The sequence below is a fragment of the Aquimarina muelleri DSM 19832 genome (assembly GCF_000430665.1).
In the GTDB taxonomy this organism is placed as follows: domain Bacteria; phylum Bacteroidota; class Bacteroidia; order Flavobacteriales; family Flavobacteriaceae; genus Aquimarina; species Aquimarina muelleri.
On record NZ_AUML01000027.1, the window covers coordinates 1 to 20,873 of the forward strand.

Consider the following 20,873-nt stretch of genomic DNA (forward strand, 5'->3'; position numbering starts at 1 on the left):
AAAAGAATTTTAAAATTAAGCTAGTCCAAAATGAGACAAAACAATACCGTTTTGATTATCATACCATTTAAACTAAAATAAGCCTTTTTAAGAGAGTCCAAACAGCTTTGAGAACCTATAAACCAAAAAGAGATTTCACAAAATTAGCTCGTGAAATCTCTTATATGAACCTCTCTTTTTGAAAAGAGACTTACTTTTTCAGTAGCCTCCTGTTAAAGGGTGTTTTTTTATAATTTGGCTAACTCTAATTTTTTTATTTTTTAACTGTATAGTTTGTCCAAGCGAATTTTGAAAAATCAGCTCCAACTCCTGCTTTTACAGTCACTACATCGTCAGCACCAACAGTAATAGCTGCAGTATCTTCTGTAAATGTACCGGTAATAGTACCACCTAAATTATCAACCCCAACAACACCTTGGTAAACAGCATTTGTAATAGTAATAGTACCATTTCCTTTATCATCTTTTGTGTCGATTCTGTTTCCAAAAGAAGCTCCATTTAATGTACCAAAGAAAAGGTTGTTGATTACAGCTTCTGTACCTCTTCTAATTTCAGCTCCTGCTTTTAATGCAGTTATTTTAGACAGGTTTAATACAGTTACTTTTTCAAAAGTTGGTTTTGAAACAGGTGTAGCAGCATTGTTAGAACCATTACTGTCCCCTTCGATACCTCTTGGATCTTCAGTACCATCATTAAAGTCACTTTCTCTAACTCCAAACAGATTGGTTAAAGTTCCGTTATAACCTTCTGTAAAATCGAACATGTCATCTTTAATGTTAACACAAAGAATGTTTTCTACGCTAACAGTACCACCAAAGAATTCGATACCATCGTCTGCACCATTAAATACTGCAATGTTGTTAATAGTTGTTCCTGTACCTACAGTATATAGGGAGATTCCATTAAATTCTTGATCTCCATTAATTTTAGCACCAGTATATTCTGCAATTACATATGTAAGCGTACCAGAGTTATCGGTAGCATCTGTTCCTCCGTAGTTAAGACCTGCAACTTCAGATTCTGCAGTTGCTCCTTTATTGGTTGGAGTTTTTCCTGCGATTACAATTCCTCCCCAATCTCCTGGTCTTGGGTTAGAAGCGTTAGATGTAAATTTTATAGGAGCAGAAGCAGTACCTTCGGCCTCTATTTTAGCGCCTTGTTCTACAGCTAGATATACATCTGTTACACCAGCTTTAGCTTTTATAGTAGTACCAGCTTCGATAGTTAAAGTACTTCCTGATTTTACGGTTAAAGGGCCTGTAAGAACCCAATCCTCACTTGCTGCTAAAGTGATATTACCAGTTACATTACCTTTAAGATCTGCTACAATTAAATCATCATCATCTTGCGTTGCAATAATACCATCTAATGTTGGTCCACCTGTTGGAGGTGTTGTTGGAGCGTCATCATCACTAGAGCAAGAGAATATTGTTGCTGCAATTACAAAGATTGGTAAAAACCTTAATTTTTTCATTTTTTTGCTTTTTTTGAGTTATTATTTATTATTGACAAAGAACCCTATAGAATCTAAATTCAACGTAAAGGGTTTGTTATGTATGTATTATATATTTAAAATGAGTAATTTAGACCAAGAGAAATACCTACGCCTCTTTTATAAGACCTCATCACTAATTCTTGAGGAACATCCCTTACTTGTTTAATTTCTGGGTTTAAAAGGTTTGTCGCTTTAAATTTCAGTCCAATTTTTTCATTAAACTTTCTTTCCATTATAAAATCTAAATTTGCAAAGCCTTTTTGAACTATATTATTGTTGAAATTTGATCCGATCCCATATACTTTATCAGATTGATAGGCAAATACGATGGTTGCTAAAAATTCTTTTTTATCTACAGTATTTCTATATGTAACATCACTATTTAACAGTAAAGGTGATGCTCCTTCTAATTCTGATTCGCTACCTGTTACTAGTAATCCTTGATCCTCAAGAATGTTTTTATCTTTAAACTCTAGATTTGTATGCATATAAGTTGCATTAGCACCTAAACTAATTTTTTGAGACCTGTTGTCTTCCTCTATTTTTAGAAGATTCTTTTTTACTTCTACTTCCATACCAACAATTGTTGCATCACCAAGATTTGCGTATGTAAAATTTCTATCTGCGGCAGAAATTCGTTCTATCCTGTTAATGGCATTATTTATTTGTTTTCCAAATACAGATGCAGAAATTAATTCGTCGCTTTGAGGATATATTTCCCACTTTAAATCCAAATTATAATTCTCGGAAGGTTTTAAAGCTGGATTTCCAGATTCCAGATAATCAATTCCTTCGTATACAAACGGCGCTACCTCTTTAAATTGCGGATAAGTATAAGTTTGGCTAGCCGATAAGCGAAGTATGTTTTTATCGTTTACATTGTATTTCATATTAAGAGAAGGAAGAAAATAAGTTTCATCCACATTTAGAGGGCCATTATTATCTCTATCCGAATTTGTAAGATTTGTAAACCATTCTACTTCCATTTTGATATCTTCGAATTTACCACCAATACTTGCATAGAATTTTTCAGAAAACTTATAATCTATACCAAGAGAGACAGAGTTTATAAGTTTTTTAGCATCATATGTAAATGGATTAAGAGCGTCCTCACCAAATCCAAATCCTGTAGTAAATCTAAATATATTATTATCTAAAGCTTCTTGATTTAAAGTTGCTTCCAGATTATTAGGGTCTATCTCTATCGTGCTACGTAGATTATAATCGAAATAAGTAGCTTCGAAATCTCTTTTGGTATTTCTAAAATTATATCCAAGTGTTAGTTTTCCTTTGTTTTCATCTTTTGATCTTCCTCCAAAATATCTTGTAACTACTGCAGTAGCAGCTATATCATTTTCATTAAGATTATGATAGTATCTACTATTGTTTCTAGGAGTTCCAGAAGCTAGACGAACACTATTTTCATTAGAATCCTGAATAAAAATATTTTTCTTTCTATTAGGTTCATCATTTTTAACTGTGTTATAAGATGCACCTAAATTAAGATCATAAAGACCTCCTATTTGATGTTCAGAAATTAATTGATTAACTAATAATAAGTTTTGATTTTGAGTTTGTTGAACAACTCGTGCCTGTTCACCTTCTGTATCTGCTACATCTGGTTTTGTACCAGTATAATCCTGAACTTGTTGACTATTAGATTGTATAAGAAGAGTGTTATAAGAGAGTTTATTTGCAGAGTTTATTTTATAATTAAAATTACCCATTGCTACTTTATTAGAAGAATAATCAAACTCTTCTGCTTTAGAATAATTACTTCCAAAAGTTCCATCATTATTAAAATTAACAGATGTGCCATCTTTATAGGAATAATCGTTACTAAAAGACCCTACCAAAAAAACAGAAAAATATCCTTCATCACCAACTTGATATTTTTTACCCCAATCTAAAGATAAACCCATATTTAGAGGTGTTCTACCAGCTTGATCTGGAGCTAAATTATCATCAAATGCATAAACGGTTAAATCTGTTAATTTTGGCTCTGTGTGATCTGCGACACCTATCCAGTTTGCACCATCTATAGATTTGAAATTATCAACACCTATTGTTTGGGTATTAAATCCACTTGATACACCAAAATTTAGACCCCCACTTCCTTCAAAAATTTTACTGTTTATATTTATGTTGGCTCCTCCTACATCACCACTCTGGTTATATGAAAAAGCTTTGCTAACACTTAAGTTTTGAATTATGTCTGTAGGAAATAAATCTAGTGATATATTTTTATTAACAGGATCATTAGAGGGTAGAGGCAGGTTATTAAGAGTAGTTCCATTATATCTATCTCCAAGACCTCTTACGTAGATTTTATTAGAACCTTCTTGTTTAGCTACTCCTGATATTTTAGCAGCAGCAGCAGTTGCATCACTAACCCCTTTTCTGGCTAACTCTTGGGCTCCGATTGCTTGCTTAATTTCTACTGCATTTTTTTGTTCTATTAAGAGGGCTTCTTCTCGTTCTCTACTGGTAACTACTTTTATAACTACTTCTTCTAATGCTGCGGCAGTAGCTCCCATAGTTGCATCTACCACAACTACTTTGCTTGCTTGTACAACCACATTGGGTATTTCTACAGTTTGATATCCTGTAAAACTAAACTCTAAAGTATATGTCCCCGCGGGTACTCCTGTAATCTCAAATAAGCCATCAAAATCGGTAGAGGATCCTTTGGCAGTACCTTTTACAACAACGTTGGCAAAAGGAAGAGGTTGGTTATTAGATTCTTTGTCTAGTAGTTTTCCGGCGATAGTACCGGTTTCTTGTGCAAAAATAGCCCCTATAAAAAATAGTGCTATTACCGTAAATGTTTTTCTCATTATGTGTTTTCAAAATCTGATACAAATAAATACGGTTTTACAGTAATTATGTTTACCTCACTATTATCGTTAGTTTAAGGGATTGTGATGTAGGAAAATGACCTAAAAAGTCGGAATTACGAGGTTTTTACATGATTTCTAAAGTAACCTACTTAAAAAGTAAAAATAATAAATAACTAAAAATCAATATCTTATATTATATTTATTAATCTCTTTTAATACCTAAATCCAAGAAGAAGATATGGATTAAACAAAGTATGTTTGCTTTTATAAATCATTAGGTAATTGTTATTACAGTGTTAATTTACCTATATTCACAAGATCGTACTTAACATTTTGGTAAAACACCTGCGGCTAATAAGTAATTGTTACTTTCATTTTTTAAACATTTAGTTTGGATAAGATTACAGAGATACAAGCCTTAAAAAAGATGGTAAGTTCTTTTAACTATTATTACTGCTTAAAAATCTAAAAAAAACAGGATTGAAGAATAAAAAATTGCTCTTTGATATAAAAACAATATATCAAAAAAGCTGAAGAATGATATCATTCTTCAGCTTTAAATAATTAATTTTAATCCTTATTAATCTGTATCGATTATTTAGGACCAGACAACAAAAAACTTAATTTTTGTAATTAACTACTACATTGTTTTTATCCGTCCAAGTAGTTACATCTGCAATTTGATTTTTATCATAATTTACTTCTGATAGTTTGTTACCACTCCAGAAAAACCATTTCCCGGTTTTTACTCCATTTTTATATTGCCCCATGGCAATTTTCTTTCCTGTAGCATCATAGGATTTCCACTCTCCATGAAGCACTCCTTCTTTATTATAAAAACCTTGTTGTCTTAAAGTTCCATCTTCAAAATAAAATGTGCCTTTAATAAGGTTTCCTTGTTTTTCAAAAGTAGGTTTTACATCCTGAGCCATTGCAGATATAGAAAATAAAATGGCGATAACTGCGATTATGTTTTTCATAATTTTAATTTTTTATGATTATTTGGGATGTCGACTTTAACATAAAAGTACTATATATTTTACATTTAAACAATATTTAGGTAACATTAAATTAACATTAAATCTTCAATAGTCTATTTATCAGGTTTTTGAATAAATCAAAATATATGTTAATAAAGAGGTTTTTTATTCTTAATAGATGTTTTTTAATGTGTTTAAAAAAATATTTAATAGCTGTATTTCTCTCAATCTTTTAGAAAACTTCTGAAAAGCTACAAAATTCAATAGCATAGTTTTTTCTGGGTAATTTACAGTAGACTAAATAAGCTATGATAAATACCACAAAATAATAAAAATGATTTTTAACAATTGCTTAAAGTTTTAATAACACAGGTATTAAGCTAATAAAATACTTTTGTCATGTTGCGAGACAAAGTAGTTCAAATAATCATATTAGTTTTTGTCGACTTAGATTTTTGAAATACATGAGGATGTCTTTTTTAAGGCATCCTTCTTTTTCAGTCTTTATAAAGGGCTCGAAAATAAGTTAATATAATCATTATAAAACATTTACTTAACGTTAAACTAACATACGTATTAGTTCTTTGCAGCGACAAAAACTAATATTGAAATGATACAATTAAAGATTGTATGGATTATGTTATTCTTCTTTGTAACGTGTATAGCAACCTCTCAGGAAGTAACAAAAACCAAATTTGGACAAGGAAACTTAAACATAATTGCAAAAGACAGTTCATGGAGCATGAAATTTGCAACTAGGTTTCAGTTACTTTCTACTACTGCTTGGGATATTAATGATGATCATTATAGTAAATCAAAAACAGATTTTCTTGTTCGAAGAGCTAGACTAAAATTCGGAGGATTTGCATATAGTCCAAAACTAAAATATAAACTCGAGATTGGATTATCTAACAGAGATATTTCAGGGTCCTCAGAATACACTAACAACACCCCCCGTTATATTTTTGATGCAGTTATTAAATGGAATTTCTATAAAAACTTCACTCTTTGGGCGGGGCAAACTAAACTGCCAGGAAATAGAGAACGAGTTATTTCATCTGCTAATTTACAATTTGTAGATCGGTCAATGTTAAATAGCGCGTTTAATATCGATCGTGATATCGGGCTACAATTATGGCATAATTTTAAGTTATCAGACAAATTTATCTTGAAAGAAGTATTTGCTTTTTCTCAAGGTGAAGGAAGAAATATAACTACAGGAAACTTAGGAGGACATCAATACACAAGTAGAATAGAACTGTTACCTTTTGGTGATTTTAAAGGAAAAGGAGATTATAAAGGAGGAGACCTCTATAGGGAACAGAAACCTAAATTAGCATTAGGGATTACCTACGATTTTAATGCTAATGCAGTTAAAGACAGAAGTAACCAAGGGTCATACATGAAAACTAGTCATGGTTTTCATGAAACTAATATCTATACTGTATTTCTAGATGCAATGTTTAAATATAAAGGCTTATCCTTTATGGGAGAGTTTACAGATAGAAATGCAGATGAAATAACATTTGTGAATACCGCTGGAGATATAAAAAATGTAAAAGTTGGTAATGCGTTAAATATCCAGATAGGGTATCTGTTTAAAAATAATTGGGAGATAGCAACTCGTTATACAAATCTTAATTATCATACAACTATTAGTAATGAATTAAAAGAACAATATACTTTAGGAGTTTCCAAATATATAGTGGGACATAATTTAAAAGTACAATCGGATATTACTTATTCTACAAAAGATAGTGATAGTAGTGGGCTAATGTATAGATTGCAATTTGATATACATTTCTAAATGAAGATTGAATAGATAACAATTTGATAACATTTTACTGGGAATTGATTGTATTTTTGCACCTTAAATAAAAAATAATGGATAATATTTACTTGTTAATGGTTGTTGCTCTTGCTGTTTTAGCAATTGCTGACCTTATTGTAGGAGTTAGTAATGATGCTGTTAATTTCTTAAATTCAGCTATCGGTTCTAAAGCAGTGTCTTTTAGAACTATAATGATAGTAGCGAGTATAGGAATTGCCGCAGGAGCTATATTTTCTAGTGGACTTATGGAGGTTGCACGTAAAGGAATATTCAATCCCAGTGAATTTTATTTTGATGAAATCATGATAATTTTTATGGCTGTTATGATTACAGACATACTCCTTCTAGACTTTTTTAACACTTTAGGAATGCCAACTTCTACAACGGTATCCATTGTGTTTAATCTTTTGGGAGCAGCAGTATGTATTGCTTTAATAAAAATTGGTGGAGACCAAGGACTTACTTTTTCTGATTTAGATAATTATATCAATACTAAAACAGCAACAAAGATCATTACAGGTATATTGTTATCTGTAGTAATTGCTTTCTCTGTAGGAGCTATTGTGCAATTCATAACTCGTTTGTTACTGTCGTATGATTTTGAAAAGAAAGCCAAATGGGTTGGTGCCATATTTGGAGGCATTGCATTAACTGCTCTTTTATATTTTATTTTTATAAAAGGAATCAAAGGTACTAATTACGCTAAATCTATAGTTGATGTAGTTTATAACGGAGGAGCTGATGGCTTATTGGATTGGGCAAATAATTACTTCGGAAGTGCTTATGAGAGTGTAAAAGAATTAGCTAAAGACCAAAAAGATTTCTTTAAAATTGATGGAGATGCAGGTACTATTAAAATGACTTTAAGAGGGTTTCTCGAAAAACGTCTGTTAGAAATTGTAATAGCAGGATTCTTATTGTTTTCTTCTTTATCTTATATATTAGTCACCCTGTTCAAGGTAAATATCTATAAACTTATTATCGTTATAGGAACCTTTGCTTTAGCATTAGCCTTTTCGGGTAATGATTTGGTAAATTTTATTGGTGTTCCTATTGCTGGTTGGCAATCTTATGAAGCTTGGGTCGTATCTGGAGTACCCGCATCAGAATTCTCTATGAATGTTCTGGCAACAAAAGTAGACACCCCAGTAATCCTACTTTTTCTAGCAGGAACAATTATGGTACTTACTTTGTGGTTTTCGAAAAAAGCACGATATGTTGCGGAAACAGAAATTAATCTTTCCAGAGAAGGAGAAGCTAAAGAACGTTTTAAACCTAATTTTTTGTCCAGAGGTATTGTAAGAGGAACAGTATTACTATCTCAGGGGCTTAAGGCTATAACACCAACACCTGCTATGGTCTTTATAGAAAAAAAATTCACAAAACCTGTTATTGATTTACCTAAAAATAAGACTTACGAAATGCCAGCCTTTGACATGGTTAGAGCAGCAGTAAATCTAATGGTTGCTGGTGTTTTAATATCAATAGCTACTTCTATGGGCTTGCCTCTTTCTACTACCTATGTGACTTTTATGGTCGCAATGGGTACCTCATTAGCAGATCGAGCCTGGGGAACAGAAAGTGCTGTTTATCGTGTAGCTGGAGTATTAAATGTAATCGGAGGGTGGTTTTTTACTGCCATAATGGCCTTTATTGCAGCTGCAGCAGTAGCATTTTTGATTAATTTAGGAGGCTCTGTAATGATTGCTGTATTATTATTAGTAGCAGTGTTTCTTTTAGCTAGAAACACCATTAACTACAGAAATAAAGTAAAAGCAGAAAAAGCAGAAGATAGTCTTAAAAATTCAGAAAGCACTTCTGTTCAAGGAGTTATTGAAGAAAGTGCAGATAACATTAAATCTTTTGTAAACAGAGGAAATAAAATATATATAAGTACTATTGATAGTCTTGTAAAATATGATTTAATAGCTCTAAAGAAAACTAAAAAAGGAATAGCAAAATTAGACGAAGAAGTTGAGCACTTAAGAGACAATATCTTTTATTTCATTAAAAATCTTGACGAATCAAGTATAGGAGCTAGTAATTTTTATATCAATATTTTAGGTTACTTACAAGACATGTCTCAATCTTTAGATTATATCTCTAAAGCAAGTCATAAACATGTAAACAATAATCATAAAAAACTTCGGTTTAATCAAATCAAAGATTTAAAAGAAATTGAAGAACAACTAAATGAATTGTTTGAACAAATTAAAAAAGCATTTAGCGATAGAGAATTTGATAATATTGATATAATTATAAACGAAAAACAAGAATTATTTAATACAGTAAATAGAAAAATAGATAAACAAGTTGCAAGAACCAGAACTGAAGAAAATAGTCCAAAAAACACAACTTTATATTTTGGGTTATTATTAGAAACCAAAGATTTAATCACAGCAACAATGAATTTATTAGAAACATATAGAGAACACAAATAAAAAATTTATCAAAAAAAGCACAAAAGACTGGATAATCACTATTCAGTCTTTTTTTTGATAATTGAAAAAAATGTAGTAATATTAAGTAATTGTTATGCTTATAAAATCTTTATGTTAGATTATTGTTTCCTAGCTATATGACTATAGAAACTTCATTTTAACATAGTATATTTACCTAAAGTGATATAATTTTATACAGAACAGATGAATAAAAAAGAAATTATAATTTTACTAGTTGATGATGAGCCTGACATATTAGAAATTGTTGGATATAATCTTACAGCAGAGGGATACACAGTATTAACAGCAGAAAACGGAGCCGAAGCAGTAAAAATTGCAAAAAAGAAAAAACCACACTTAATCATCTTGGACGTAATGATGCCAGAGATGGATGGTATTGAGGCTTGTGAGCATATTCGTAAGGTACCAGATCTACAAGACACAATCATTACATTTCTTACTGCCAGAGGAGAGGACTACTCGCAAGTAGCTGGTTTTGATGCTGGAGCAGATGATTATATAACAAAACCTATTCGGCCTAAAGTTTTGGTAAGTAAAGTAAAAGCATTGTTACGCAGACTTAAGGAAGAAGGGTCTTCAGATAATATTGTTAAGATAGGAGATCTAGTAATTAACAGAGACGAGTATAAAATAATTAAAGATAAAACAGAAATTATATTACCAAGAAAAGAATTCGAATTATTATCTTTATTAGCTTCAAAACCAGGTAAAGTTTTTAAAAGAGAAGATATTTTAGATAAAGTTTGGGGCAACGAAGTAATCGTAGGAGGTCGTACTATCGATGTTCATATCAGAAAATTAAGAGAAAAAATAGGGGATAATAGTTTTAAAACAATAAAAGGAGTAGGGTATAAGTTTGTTGTTTAATGGCTGAAATTTTTAAAAAATCATATAGGTTTGCATACCTTTCGTCTTTATATATAACCGTATTATTAGCGCTCGTGTTGAGCGTTTTTTTATACATCCAGTCTTTATTACATCTATTTTTTATAGTAGGTTTTATAATTGGGTGTTACCTTATCTGTTTTTTGATTATACAATATAGAGTCGAAAAGTTTATTTATCGCAGGGTACGTAAAATATATGATGATATCGAAATGCTAGGGGTAGACACAATCAGTGGCGGCCCTGTTACTACAGATATGAGAACTCTCATCAAAGAAGTTGAAAAATTCGCACAACAAAGAAAAACAGAAATAGAAACCTTAAACGTTAGAGAAGCTTATCGTAAAGAATTTATGGGTAATGTTTCTCACGAATTAAAAACCCCTCTATTTACAGTACAAGGTTATATACTAACCTTATTAGATGGCGCAATGTATGATAAGGTTATTCTTGATAAATATCTAAATCGAGCAAATAAAGGAGTAGAACGTTTAATCTATATAGTAAAAGATTTGGACATGATCACCAAACTAGAAGTTGGAGATCTTAATCTTAATTATACTAATTTTGATATTGTAGAATTAGTACAAAGCGTTTTTGATTTGTACGAAATGAAAGCAGCAAAAAAAAATATAGTTTTAACCTTTGACATGAATTATAGTCAACCAATACTTGTTCATGCAGACAAAGAAAGAATACAACAAGTTCTTTCTAACCTAATCGTAAACTCTATTAAATACGGTAAAGAAGATGGTACTACAGAGGTAAGTATTGAGGATTTAATTCGCAATAAAACAATAATTAGAGTTACAGACAATGGCGAAGGGATAGCACAAGCACATATCCCTCGTTTATTCGAACGCTTTTATCGTGTAGACAAAAGTGGTTCTCGTAAAGAAGGTGGTTCTGGGCTAGGTCTTGCCATTGTAAAACACATTATCGAAGCACACCATGAACGTATATACGTAGAAAGCGACTACCGAGTTGGAAGTGAATTTTCATTTACTCTGGAAAAAGTGAAAAAGTTCCCTGTAGTCGATGTCAGTACTAAAACTACTAAGTCCTCTAAAGGCATTTAAATCTCTTAATTTTGTTAATGTAAAATCATTTTGACTACAGCTAGGCACCAGTTTGTTACTAGTTAAGCGCTCTGCCAAATACTCCTGTTCAAATTGTCCAGGAGTAGGAATAAAAAAAGCTTTTTTCTTCAATTTAGCAAGATCCATAACTGTAGTATATCCAGATCTGGAAATAATCAAATTACTACTATTAATAGTTTCTTCCAAATCTTTTCCCGTTAGGTAGTTATGAATAGTAATATTGTTTTTTACATACGTTTTATGGCTCTGTTCAATAAGTCCACGAACAAATACAATTCTTTTGTCACTTTGTTCAAACTCCTGAAGTAATTTTTTCTCTAATAAAGTACGTTGTGGCTCTGGACCAGAAAGCAAAACCATAATATCATACTTTTTAGGAACAATCTGATATTCAAACCTGCTTAACGGGCCTAAATAAGTAACAGGGATATTACTTTTTTTAGGATGCCCCAATTCACCACTAAGGTTAGGATCGTCTGCCATATCAGGAACCCAGCAAACATCAAATCTTTTGATATACTTATTATGTAATTTCGTACTAATAGATGTGGTTTTTCCGCTAAGCACAGTTAGTTGGTGTGTAATAAATACAGAAGGAATACTCTTATGCCTCACTCCCATTCTATTGTCAGATATAATTCCACAAAAATTTTCCTCCTCAATAATCTTTTTTACAACCTTTTTTTCAGCACTTATTGCATGAGCAATTTTAGGACTATTTATAAGCAATTTTAATTTAAAATTACTCCCCTTCTTAGCATATTCTATATTATATGAAGGTAATTCTTTAGTCTCTAATAAAGGAAATTCTTTTTTTAATAAAGATAAAGCAACACCATCAGAGGCAACTACAGGCTCCAAGCCCTCTTGTATAAGAGCATTAATAATAGGGATACACCGGGTTGCATGACCTAACCCCCAATTAAGAGGAGCAACAAGTACTTTTCTGTTCAAAGGTTCTAGTTTTTAGTTTATTATATCAACTAACAAATTGATTCTTAATAATAAAAGTAATCCTATTTTCTTCTCCATATATTTCCTTAATTTTACCAAAAAATTATCTTTAGTGTAATTTACTCTGTTTTATGTCCAATATATTTAGATATAAATATGGGTTTTACCTATTTAGAAGATGAGTTTTGGGCATGACCACATCGCACGGGCTCTGCGGTCGGGCTATCCACGCTATGAGATAGCTGGTTCCTATCCCTCATGTAACCTGAATGAATGAGATAAATCAAAGAAATAAAAGAATCAGTGGGAAGTAAGAATAAACTAAAAAGATTTAATGAAAATAAAACCTTTCCTAATGTAGTAGAACCTACTAGAGAGGAAGTAATTAATAATACATTAGGATACAAAGGAAAATGGAATGATAAGTTCTTTAAAAACCAAAACCCTATTGTTTTAGAATTAGGTTGTGGTAAAGGAGAGTATACTGTAGGATTAGCAAAACAGTATCCAGATAAAAATTTTATAGGCATAGATATCAAAGGAGCTCGTTTTTGGCGTGGTGCAAAAACAGCTATCGAAGATGAAATGCATAATGTTGGTTTTATTAGAACACAAATAGAGTTGATTGAATATATTTTTGAAGAAGGAGAAATAGATGAAATTTGGATCACTTTTCCAGACCCTCAAATTAAATATAAACGAACCAAACATCGATTAACTAATCACGAATTTTTACAACGATATAAAAAATTATTAAAAAAGGATGGGGTTGTACATCTTAAAACAGATAGTGAGTTTATGCATGGGTATACATTAGGTTTACTTCATGGCGAAGGACACGAGGTGCTTTATGCAAATCATAACGTATATCATAATGAAGGAGCTCCAGAAGTTGTAACTACTATTCAAACTTTTTATGAAAAACAATATTTGGAAAAAAATAAACCTATAACTTACATTTGTTTTAAGATTACGTAACTGGTCTCGCTATTTTGGAAACTACTAAACTATTTTTAGTCACATTTTTTGCTTCATTGGTAGGAGTAATACCTCCTGGGTTGGTAAATATGACTGTAGCCAGAACTTGCCTAGAAAGAGGTAAAAAAAATGGTATCCTTGTTGCAATCGGAGCTTCTGTAGTAGTGCTTTTTCAAGCACTTATTGCAATTCTTTTAGCAAAGTATATTTTCTTTAATCCATTTGTTAAAAATATATTATTACGTACAGGAGCTGTAATATTTTTTTTTATGGCAATCTATTTTTTTGCAAAAGCAAAACAAAACAAAACAAAAATCAAAGCCCATAAACATGATGAAACCAGAAGTTTTTTTAAAGGGATGATGATATCTGCTCTTAATGTTTTGCCAATACCATACTTTTGTGCAATAGCAGCAGGAATGAGTGTTAGTGGGAAAATGGAATACGATGTTTTACGTATCGCAGCGTTTACAATAGCAGCAGGTACAGGTACTTTTGTTACCCTGTATTTTTATGTATTTTCCTTTTTAAAAATTGAAAAGAAAACAGCATCCATCACAAAATATACTAATTATTTTATGGGTATATTAATGCTAATTTTAGTAGTCATAACTTTAGCGAGAATTATATACACATGGGAGTAAATAAAAAAGAAATAGACACCCAATCAGGATCTGATACAAACTTTTTTGATAGAGTGTATGAAGTAGTAAAACTAATTCCATATGGTAGAGTAACATCGTATGGAGCAATTGCCAAATGCTTAGGCGCAGCAAGAAGTGCAAGGATGGTAGGCTGGGCAATGAATGCATGTGGTGGTAGAGAAGATATCCCTGCACACCGTGTTGTAAACCGAAAAGGACTTCTAACCGGAAAACATCATTTTGAAGGAACCAATCTAATGCAACAATTATTAGAAAATGAGGGGGTTAAAGTGGTAGATAACCAAATAATAGATTTTGAGGGTATATTTTGGGATCCTATGCAAGAATTATAAGAATTTTTTATCAAAATCATCACCTTTCCAGTAGTTTGCGGTTTTTTTGTTGATGTTTATTTTCTTCAAAATATTTCGCTCTACCAAACTTTCAAGATCAGTTCTTGCAGTTTGATTAGTAATTGAAAAAATGTTTTCGACTTCTTTTACCGAAAAAAAACGATTATTATTTTCCTTTATCCAAAATAATAATTGAGCCTGTCTTTCATTAATATTTGGTTCTTTGTAAAAAACAGAAAGTTGGATTTCCTCTTTTTTCTTTTTGGCTACATAATTTTTTAAGTCCTCAAAAGCTTGCGTAAGTACTTTTACTTGATAGTCAATAAAATAAGTAACATCCATGTCGTCAATTTCTGTGTATAGATAAGCTTTTTCATATTGGGTTTTCGTTTTCATAATTACTCTGGATATAGATAAATATTCTACTAGCCAATATCCTTCTTTTAACAAATACCAGTAAAAAATAGCACGGGCAGTTCTGCCATTTCCATCTACAAACGGGTGTATGTACCCTATTAAGAAATGTAAAATACTTGCTTTTACAATTGGATGGATAAAACTTTCTTTAGGATTGGTATTAAAAAAATCACAAAAAGACAACATAAGAGCATCGAGTGCTTTAAAGTCTGGAGGGGTATGAACAATCTCTCCTGTGATTTCATTCATTACGTGTATCTCATTGTTTTTTCTAAAAACACCTACTTTTTCTTCTTCTAAGGTGTTTTTGGTAACCAGTCTATGAACCTCATAAAGTTTCTCGATAGAAATATTTTCAGTTTTATGATCGCTTATAAATTGGATAGTTTCATAATTGTTCAGAATCATCTGTTCCGATTTATTTTTCGGATTTTTATTTTTTCTGAGCATATCCTTAGCCTGCACTCTTGTGGTAGTAGCACCTTCTATCATTGATGAAAAAATAGATTCTTCCATCAATGCATTATTAAGATATTGTTGTTTGTCTAGCTCAGAAAGTAATTGTTCTTTTTGTAACCCTGCTCCAAAATTATGATCTAGGTAATGGAGTTTTTGCTGTAGAAATCCATTTATATTATAATTAAACCATAGACTTCTATTTTCCCCTTCAAGATACAAGGTTACCTGATTCAAAAACCTTTTTGTCTTTATGTGTCTCCAGACAGCATTGGCATCTAGGTTTTTAAATTTCAAATACTTTACTTTATCCCAAAACAAATAATTCGAATTTATTTTTGCGAACGCATCTCTGTCTAGACTATTTTCTATATTCAATGCTCCCATTTGAAAATAAGTATCATTATCTGGTTCAAATTTAGGCGCTTTTTCAATCATATTTCCTAATTTTTGAAAAATTTACAAATATCATCAAATATACAATTTATCCTAATATTTCCTAATTTTTGAAAAATTTACAAATATTAGGTGATTATAAATAGCGATACCACTATAAATCATTTCAATTCACAGGCTTTATAATCTTAACTTTTCAACCTATCTTTGCGTTTAAGATCCATCTGGATGAATATAGTACCTTGAAAAAGAAATAACACCCATGAAGTTAGAGAAATCAGATATATTAAAAGCATTAGAAACTATTACTGTAGCTGGCGAAGGCAAAAATATGGTAGAGAGTGGTGCAGTAAAAAACATAATCACTTTTGGAGATGAAGTTGTTGTAGATTTAGTATTGACAACCCCAGCATTACACATTCGTAAACGTGCCGAGGTAGATGTAATGAAAGTAATTCATGAAAAAGTGTATGAAAAAGCAAAAATAAAAGTAAACATCAAAGTCGAAGCTCCAGCAACGCAACCTCAAAAAAATGAAATTAAGGGAAAACAAATCCCTGGAATAACCAATATAATTGCAGTAGCATCTGGTAAAGGTGGTGTGGGTAAATCTACAGTAACCTCTAATTTGGCAGTAACACTTGCCAAAATGGGATTTAAAGTAGGACTTTTAGATGCAGATATTTATGGCCCTTCTGCTCCTATTATGTTTGATGTAGAAAGAGAACGTCCACTATCTGTAAAAGAAGATGGTAAATCAAAAATGAAGCCTATAGAAAATTATGGAGTTAAGATCTTATCTATAGGTTTTTTTACACAACCTAATCAAGCAGTAGTTTGGCGAGGACCTATGGCAGCAAAAGCATTAAACCAAATGATTTTTGATGCTGCATGGGGCGAATTAGATTTTATGCTAATCGATTTACCTCCTGGAACAGGAGATATACACCTGTCTATTATGCAGTCCCTGCCTATAACAGGAGCTGTAGTAGTAAGTACTCCGCAAAATGTAGCACTAGCAGATGCAAGAAAAGGAGTAGCTATGTTTCAGCAAGACAGTATTAATGTACCTGTATTAGGGATTATAGAAAATATGGCATACTTTACTCCAGAAGAACTTCCTAACAATAAATATTATATATTTGGTAAAGAAGGAGCTAAGCATCTTGCCGAAGATTTGGATATTCCATTTTTAGGAGAAATTCCTTTAGTGCAAAGCATACGTGAGGCAGGAGATGCAGGTAGACCCGCAGCATTACAAACAGCAACTCCAATAGAAAAAGCATTTGAGGAATTAACTAAAAATGTAGTTCAGGAAGTCGTAAATAGAAACGATAATTTACCTCCTACCGAAGCAATTAAAATAACAACAATGGCAGGATGTTCTGCTGTAAAAAAATAAAAAATGACTTCAGAAGAATTAAGAATTAATGTAGAAAAAGCTCTGGATGAAATTAGACCATTTTTGGAAAGTGATGGTGGTAATATTTCTCTGGTATCTATTGAAGATGACAAAGTCGTTAAAGTACAACTAGAAGGAGCATGTGTAGGATGTAGTGTAAACCAAATGACTCTTAAATCTGGAGTAGAAATGACTATAAAAAAATATGCACCACAGATCGAAAAAGTGCTTAATATAAGCTAAAAATTTATTAAGTAATAAAATCCGTTGTTTTTTGAGGACCTTCTAAAATAACTCGTATAATTTTTAAGGTACCATCTTCTGTAGTAGAAATTTGCCACTTGATTAAAGTTATATGCCCATTTTCTATTTCTATACCTGTAATAGATCTTGGATGCACACAACTACCATCATTAAACAAGGCAAGTTCTCCTGCTTCAGGAAATCTAGGTCGATGAGTATGTCCAATTACCGTAAATTTATTTTTATTATTAATTATCCATTTTTTTATCCTTCGCTCTATTCTTATAGTCTCTTTATAATTTTTTGCTGGACTAGTGGGATCAGCAATCCCAACTACTTGTAAAGGCTTCCATAAAATTCGCACTAGAAACCTGTTTATTCTCCAACCTATATAATTCATAAAGTCTGCTTGATGCCCGTGAAGTAAAAAAATCTCTTGTTCTGTCTCTTGATGTCTTAATACAATAGCCTCATTATACTTTATATTAGGAAAAAGAGGCACTTCTTTTCCTGTTTTATGATCAAGATAAGTACTTAAGTTTTTTTTTGCATATTTAGGATCTCGATAAACCATATCATGGTTACCCCATATCATTTCTAATCGATTCTTTTGATAAAAAAGTTGAAGCAATTCATATACATTTTTATGCGCTCTAAAAATAGTTTCAAAATTTAGATTCTCCCAAAGTTCATCGCCATCTCCAAGTTCACAATAAGTATAATTCTCATTATAATAATATTTAAGTGCATGAAAATAAATATTTCTGTTATTAGCAAAATCATCTGCAAAACTATTATCTCCTCGATGACAGTCACTAAATAATACAAACTTAGAGCTATCATCAAAAGAAATAATTTTAGCATTTTGATATGCGCGATCCAGACGGAATTGAGAGGACATAAATTAAGTTTTAGTAAATATAAATATTCTATTTAAGTTAGTTTAGAATTACAATGTACTTATCTAAACATCTTCTTTTTTATCACAGACATTAAACTTTGATTTTTAATCTTTTTTAAAAACAACAATACTATTTCATTCATTTAGGAGTATAACCAAATTTATATTTCCTCAAAAAAGATTAGATAATAAAATAGAATTATGCGAGATGCTGGCAATAATTTTGTCAAGTTTCGAAAAAAAACATGTTTTTTTGAAATGATATTTATCATGTTAAAAGAAGATTATATCTTCTATTTTTGATATAAAAATTAAGCTTTAGTAACATTAAAATAACTATGATAATTGAAAAAAATATGAAGACTAATATACAATTTGTACAAATGCCTACTAGTGAAACGATGAAAATCTATGTACAAGAACGATTAGATAAACTATTTAAAAAATATGACTGGATAATCAGAGCCGATGTGTTTTTTAAGAAAGAAAATGATCCTAAAGGAAAAGGAAAAATTTGTGATGTAGAATTGAGTTTGCCTGGTCCAAAAATATATGCTACTTCTAACGCAGAAAAATTTGAGATGGCATTTAAAGAAACTTTAAATGATTTAGAAAAACAACTTAAAAAACGTAAACAAGAAATGAAACCCTACATCTAAAATATACTAACGATAGATTAATGAAATGATATATATCATATTTTACAAGAACTTATAAAGATACTTTTGTTAGTGAATTTAAAAACAAGTAGTATATTATATATAATTAACAATACATTGAAACTATCATGATTAGTATAAGTTGAGTTTGTGTTAATATAATTAAGTTTCAATTAGACCCCTAGAAGTAGTTAATCTAGGGGTTGTTTTACAAAAAAACCGTAATAAAAAACACAAATACTAGACTACACAACAGTTAGATAAGCCATCAAATTAAAACGTTTTATTTTATTTATCACAAGTTTCTAGATCCTTTATTTACACCTTCACTTCTTTCCATTTTCCTTTTCTAAACCAAAAAACACCAAGTATCGCTATTAGTATTTCGGCAAAAGTAATTGCCAAGAATACTCCTATAGCCCCCCAATCCATAACTAATGCTGCAAAATATGCAAAAGGCAATTGAAAGACCCAAAAACAGAAAAAATTTATGACGGTCGGTGTTTTAGTATCTCCAGCCCCATTAAACGATTGTATTATTACCATACCATAAGCATAAAATATATATCCAGCAGCAATTACTCGTAAACTTAATGCTCCATATTCTACAATAAGCATCTCATTACTAAATATCTTTATAATAGTTTCTGCAAATAACAGATAAACCATGGATACAGCTCCCATAAAACAAGTATTGTATTTCGCTGTTTTCCAAACTGATTGTTCTGCTCGTTCAGGTTTTGATGCGCCAAGATTTTGCCCAACTAATGTAGCCGCAGCATTACTCATTCCCCAAGAAGGCATAAGAGTAAACATTAATACTCGAATGGCAATAGTATACCCTGCCAGTACCTCACTCCCGAACTCTGCCATAATACGCATTAAAAACACCCAACTAGAGGTACCAATAATAAACTGTCCAATCCCACCCAAAGACACTTTAATAAGGTTAAGCATTACTCCTGCTCGAAAAATAATATCTTTAACACCTATTTTGATTTTACTCCACCCATAAAAAAGGATTAATAATTGAAATAAAACTGCACTACCTCTACCTATAGTTGTAGCAATAGCAGCTCCCTGAACTCCATATGCAGGAACAGGACCAAATCCAAAAATAAAAATAGGATCTAAGATAATATTCAATATATTTGAAAATATCAATACCCGCATCGCCACAGAAGCATCACCTGCACCGCGAAATATGGCATTGATTAAAAACAAAAGCATAATAGTTACATTACCACCTAATAATATTTGTGTATAACCATAACCTTCTTCAATAAGGTCTGATTCCGCACCCATAAGACCAAGTATCTCTTTCGGGAAAACCACACCTAACAAACTGATTATAAACGCAATAAAAACTCCTAAAAAAATAGATTGAATTGCTACTTGTGAAGCTCCATTAATATCTTTTTCACCAACTCTTCGAGCAACGATAGCAGTAACTCCCATACTAAGTCCTATAGCAATAGCGTATACCAGAGTAAGTACAGATTCTGTTAACCCAACGGCTGCTATAGCATTGGCTCCTAAACTCGAAACGAAGTAAGCATCTACAAGAAAGAAAACCGACTCCATCATCATTTCTAGAACCATAGGAACTGAAAGCATAAAAATGGCCCGACGAATACTCCCAGATGTAAATTCTTGTTCTTTACCAGTTATTGCAATCTTAAAACAAGAGAGTATATGAGTGATAGTAGATCTATTTTGAGTCATGATAATAAAAAAATAAGATGATAAAATGAATAGAAAAGCTAAGAAGAAGTTCTTAACTTATAAAATAAAAGATTGCAGATGTACTATTACGTACTTAATTTTTTTTATAAATTCATGATAAAACAAATATGCAGTATTATTTTTGAATTTCA

At 31.4% G+C, this 20,873-nt stretch carries 17 protein-coding genes; 10 read left to right on the top strand and 7 right to left on the bottom strand.

All coding sequences use genetic code 11. From position 1 onward, the window contains the following. Nucleotides 1-253: 253 nt before the first annotated feature. From H527_RS21945 to H527_RS0111630, 3 genes are all read right to left on the bottom strand, one after another. Entirely contained in the window at nucleotides 254-1,474 is a 1,221-nt protein-coding gene (locus H527_RS21945; RefSeq protein ID WP_051316735.1) for a hypothetical protein, read from the bottom strand. 95 nt (nucleotides 1,475-1,569) lie between these two features. Then, entirely contained in the window at nucleotides 1,570-4,332 is a 2,763-nt protein-coding gene (locus tag H527_RS0111625; protein WP_027412879.1) for a TonB-dependent receptor, read from the bottom strand. A 623-nt stretch (nucleotides 4,333-4,955) separates the two neighbouring features. Next, entirely contained in the window at nucleotides 4,956-5,315 is a 360-nt protein-coding gene (locus H527_RS0111630; protein WP_027412880.1) for a toxin-antitoxin system YwqK family antitoxin, read from the bottom strand. Nucleotides 5,316-5,925: 610 nt separating this feature from the next. On the opposite strand from H527_RS0111630, the gene H527_RS0111635 reads away from it, so the two are divergent. From H527_RS0111635 to H527_RS21950, 4 genes are all read left to right on the top strand, one after another. Further along, nucleotides 5,926-7,122 (top strand): porin, encoded by a 1,197-nt coding sequence (locus H527_RS0111635; RefSeq protein ID WP_051316736.1) that lies wholly within the window; start codon nucleotides 5,926-5,928, stop codon nucleotides 7,120-7,122. Between the two features lie 77 nt (nucleotides 7,123-7,199). After that, nucleotides 7,200-9,587, top strand: coding sequence for an inorganic phosphate transporter (locus tag H527_RS0111640; protein WP_027412882.1), 2,388 nt, complete (start codon nucleotides 7,200-7,202; stop codon nucleotides 9,585-9,587). A gap of 204 nt (nucleotides 9,588-9,791) precedes the next feature. Then, nucleotides 9,792-10,475 carry a response regulator transcription factor gene (locus tag H527_RS0111645; RefSeq protein WP_027412883.1) on the top strand — a complete coding sequence of 228 codons (684 nt, stop codon included), beginning with the start codon at nucleotides 9,792-9,794 and terminating at the stop codon, nucleotides 10,473-10,475. Then, nucleotides 10,475-11,572, top strand: a complete 1,098-nt coding sequence (locus tag H527_RS21950; protein ID WP_051316737.1) for a sensor histidine kinase — start codon at nucleotides 10,475-10,477, stop codon at nucleotides 11,570-11,572. Before H527_RS0111645 ends, H527_RS21950 begins: the two co-directional genes overlap by 1 nt. Here H527_RS21950 and H527_RS0111655 read toward each other — a convergent pair. Then, nucleotides 11,492-12,547 carry a glycosyltransferase gene (locus H527_RS0111655; protein ID WP_027412884.1) on the bottom strand — a complete coding sequence of 352 codons (1,056 nt, stop codon included), beginning with the start codon at nucleotides 12,545-12,547 and terminating at the stop codon, nucleotides 11,492-11,494. The genes H527_RS21950 and H527_RS0111655 overlap by 81 nt on opposite strands. Nucleotides 12,548-12,850: 303 nt before the next feature. Between H527_RS0111655 and trmB the strand changes: the two genes are divergently transcribed. From trmB to H527_RS0111670, 3 genes are read left to right on the top strand one after another with little or no spacing between them, the layout of a single operon-like run. Beyond that, on the top strand, nucleotides 12,851-13,525 hold the full coding sequence (gene trmB / locus H527_RS0111660) for a tRNA (guanosine(46)-N7)-methyltransferase TrmB (RefSeq protein ID WP_027412885.1): 675 nt from the start codon (nucleotides 12,851-12,853) through the stop codon (nucleotides 13,523-13,525). A 14-nt stretch (nucleotides 13,526-13,539) separates the two neighbouring features. After that, nucleotides 13,540-14,169 (top strand): LysE family translocator, encoded by a 630-nt coding sequence (locus H527_RS0111665; protein ID WP_027412886.1) that lies wholly within the window; start codon nucleotides 13,540-13,542, stop codon nucleotides 14,167-14,169. Continuing rightward, entirely contained in the window at nucleotides 14,160-14,522 is a 363-nt protein-coding gene (locus tag H527_RS0111670; protein ID WP_051316738.1) for an MGMT family protein, read from the top strand. The genes H527_RS0111665 and H527_RS0111670 overlap by 10 nt, the downstream gene beginning before the upstream one ends. On the opposite strand, the gene H527_RS0111675 is transcribed toward H527_RS0111670, so the two are convergent. Then, nucleotides 14,517-15,833: a Fic family protein gene (locus tag H527_RS0111675; RefSeq protein WP_027412888.1), complete on the bottom strand. Its 1,317-nt coding sequence runs from the start codon at nucleotides 15,831-15,833 to the stop codon at nucleotides 14,517-14,519. The genes H527_RS0111670 and H527_RS0111675 overlap by 6 nt on opposite strands. A gap of 220 nt (nucleotides 15,834-16,053) precedes the next feature. Between H527_RS0111675 and H527_RS0111680 the strand changes: the two genes are divergently transcribed. Both H527_RS0111680 and H527_RS0111685 read left to right on the top strand, forming a co-directional pair. Continuing rightward, nucleotides 16,054-17,193, top strand: coding sequence for an Mrp/NBP35 family ATP-binding protein (locus H527_RS0111680; RefSeq protein ID WP_027412889.1), 1,140 nt, complete (start codon nucleotides 16,054-16,056; stop codon nucleotides 17,191-17,193). A gap of 3 nt (nucleotides 17,194-17,196) precedes the next feature. Next, the gene (locus H527_RS0111685) at nucleotides 17,197-17,436 is read left to right on the top strand and encodes a NifU family protein (RefSeq protein WP_027412890.1); all 240 of its coding nucleotides are present in this window, start codon (nucleotides 17,197-17,199) and stop codon (nucleotides 17,434-17,436) included. A gap of 7 nt (nucleotides 17,437-17,443) precedes the next feature. On the opposite strand, the gene H527_RS0111690 is transcribed toward H527_RS0111685, so the two are convergent. Then, entirely contained in the window at nucleotides 17,444-18,337 is an 894-nt protein-coding gene (locus H527_RS0111690; RefSeq protein WP_027412891.1) for a metallophosphoesterase, read from the bottom strand. A 356-nt stretch (nucleotides 18,338-18,693) separates the two neighbouring features. Between H527_RS0111690 and hpf the strand changes: the two genes are divergently transcribed. Then, nucleotides 18,694-18,996: a ribosome hibernation-promoting factor, HPF/YfiA family gene (gene hpf / locus H527_RS0111695; protein WP_027412892.1), complete on the top strand. Its 303-nt coding sequence runs from the start codon at nucleotides 18,694-18,696 to the stop codon at nucleotides 18,994-18,996. Nucleotides 18,997-19,314: 318 nt separating this feature from the next. Here the strand turns inward: hpf and H527_RS0111700 are convergent, their stop codons facing one another. After that, nucleotides 19,315-20,721, bottom strand: a complete 1,407-nt coding sequence (locus H527_RS0111700; RefSeq protein ID WP_027412893.1) for an MATE family efflux transporter — start codon at nucleotides 20,719-20,721, stop codon at nucleotides 19,315-19,317. Between the last annotated feature and the right edge of the window lie 152 nt (nucleotides 20,722-20,873).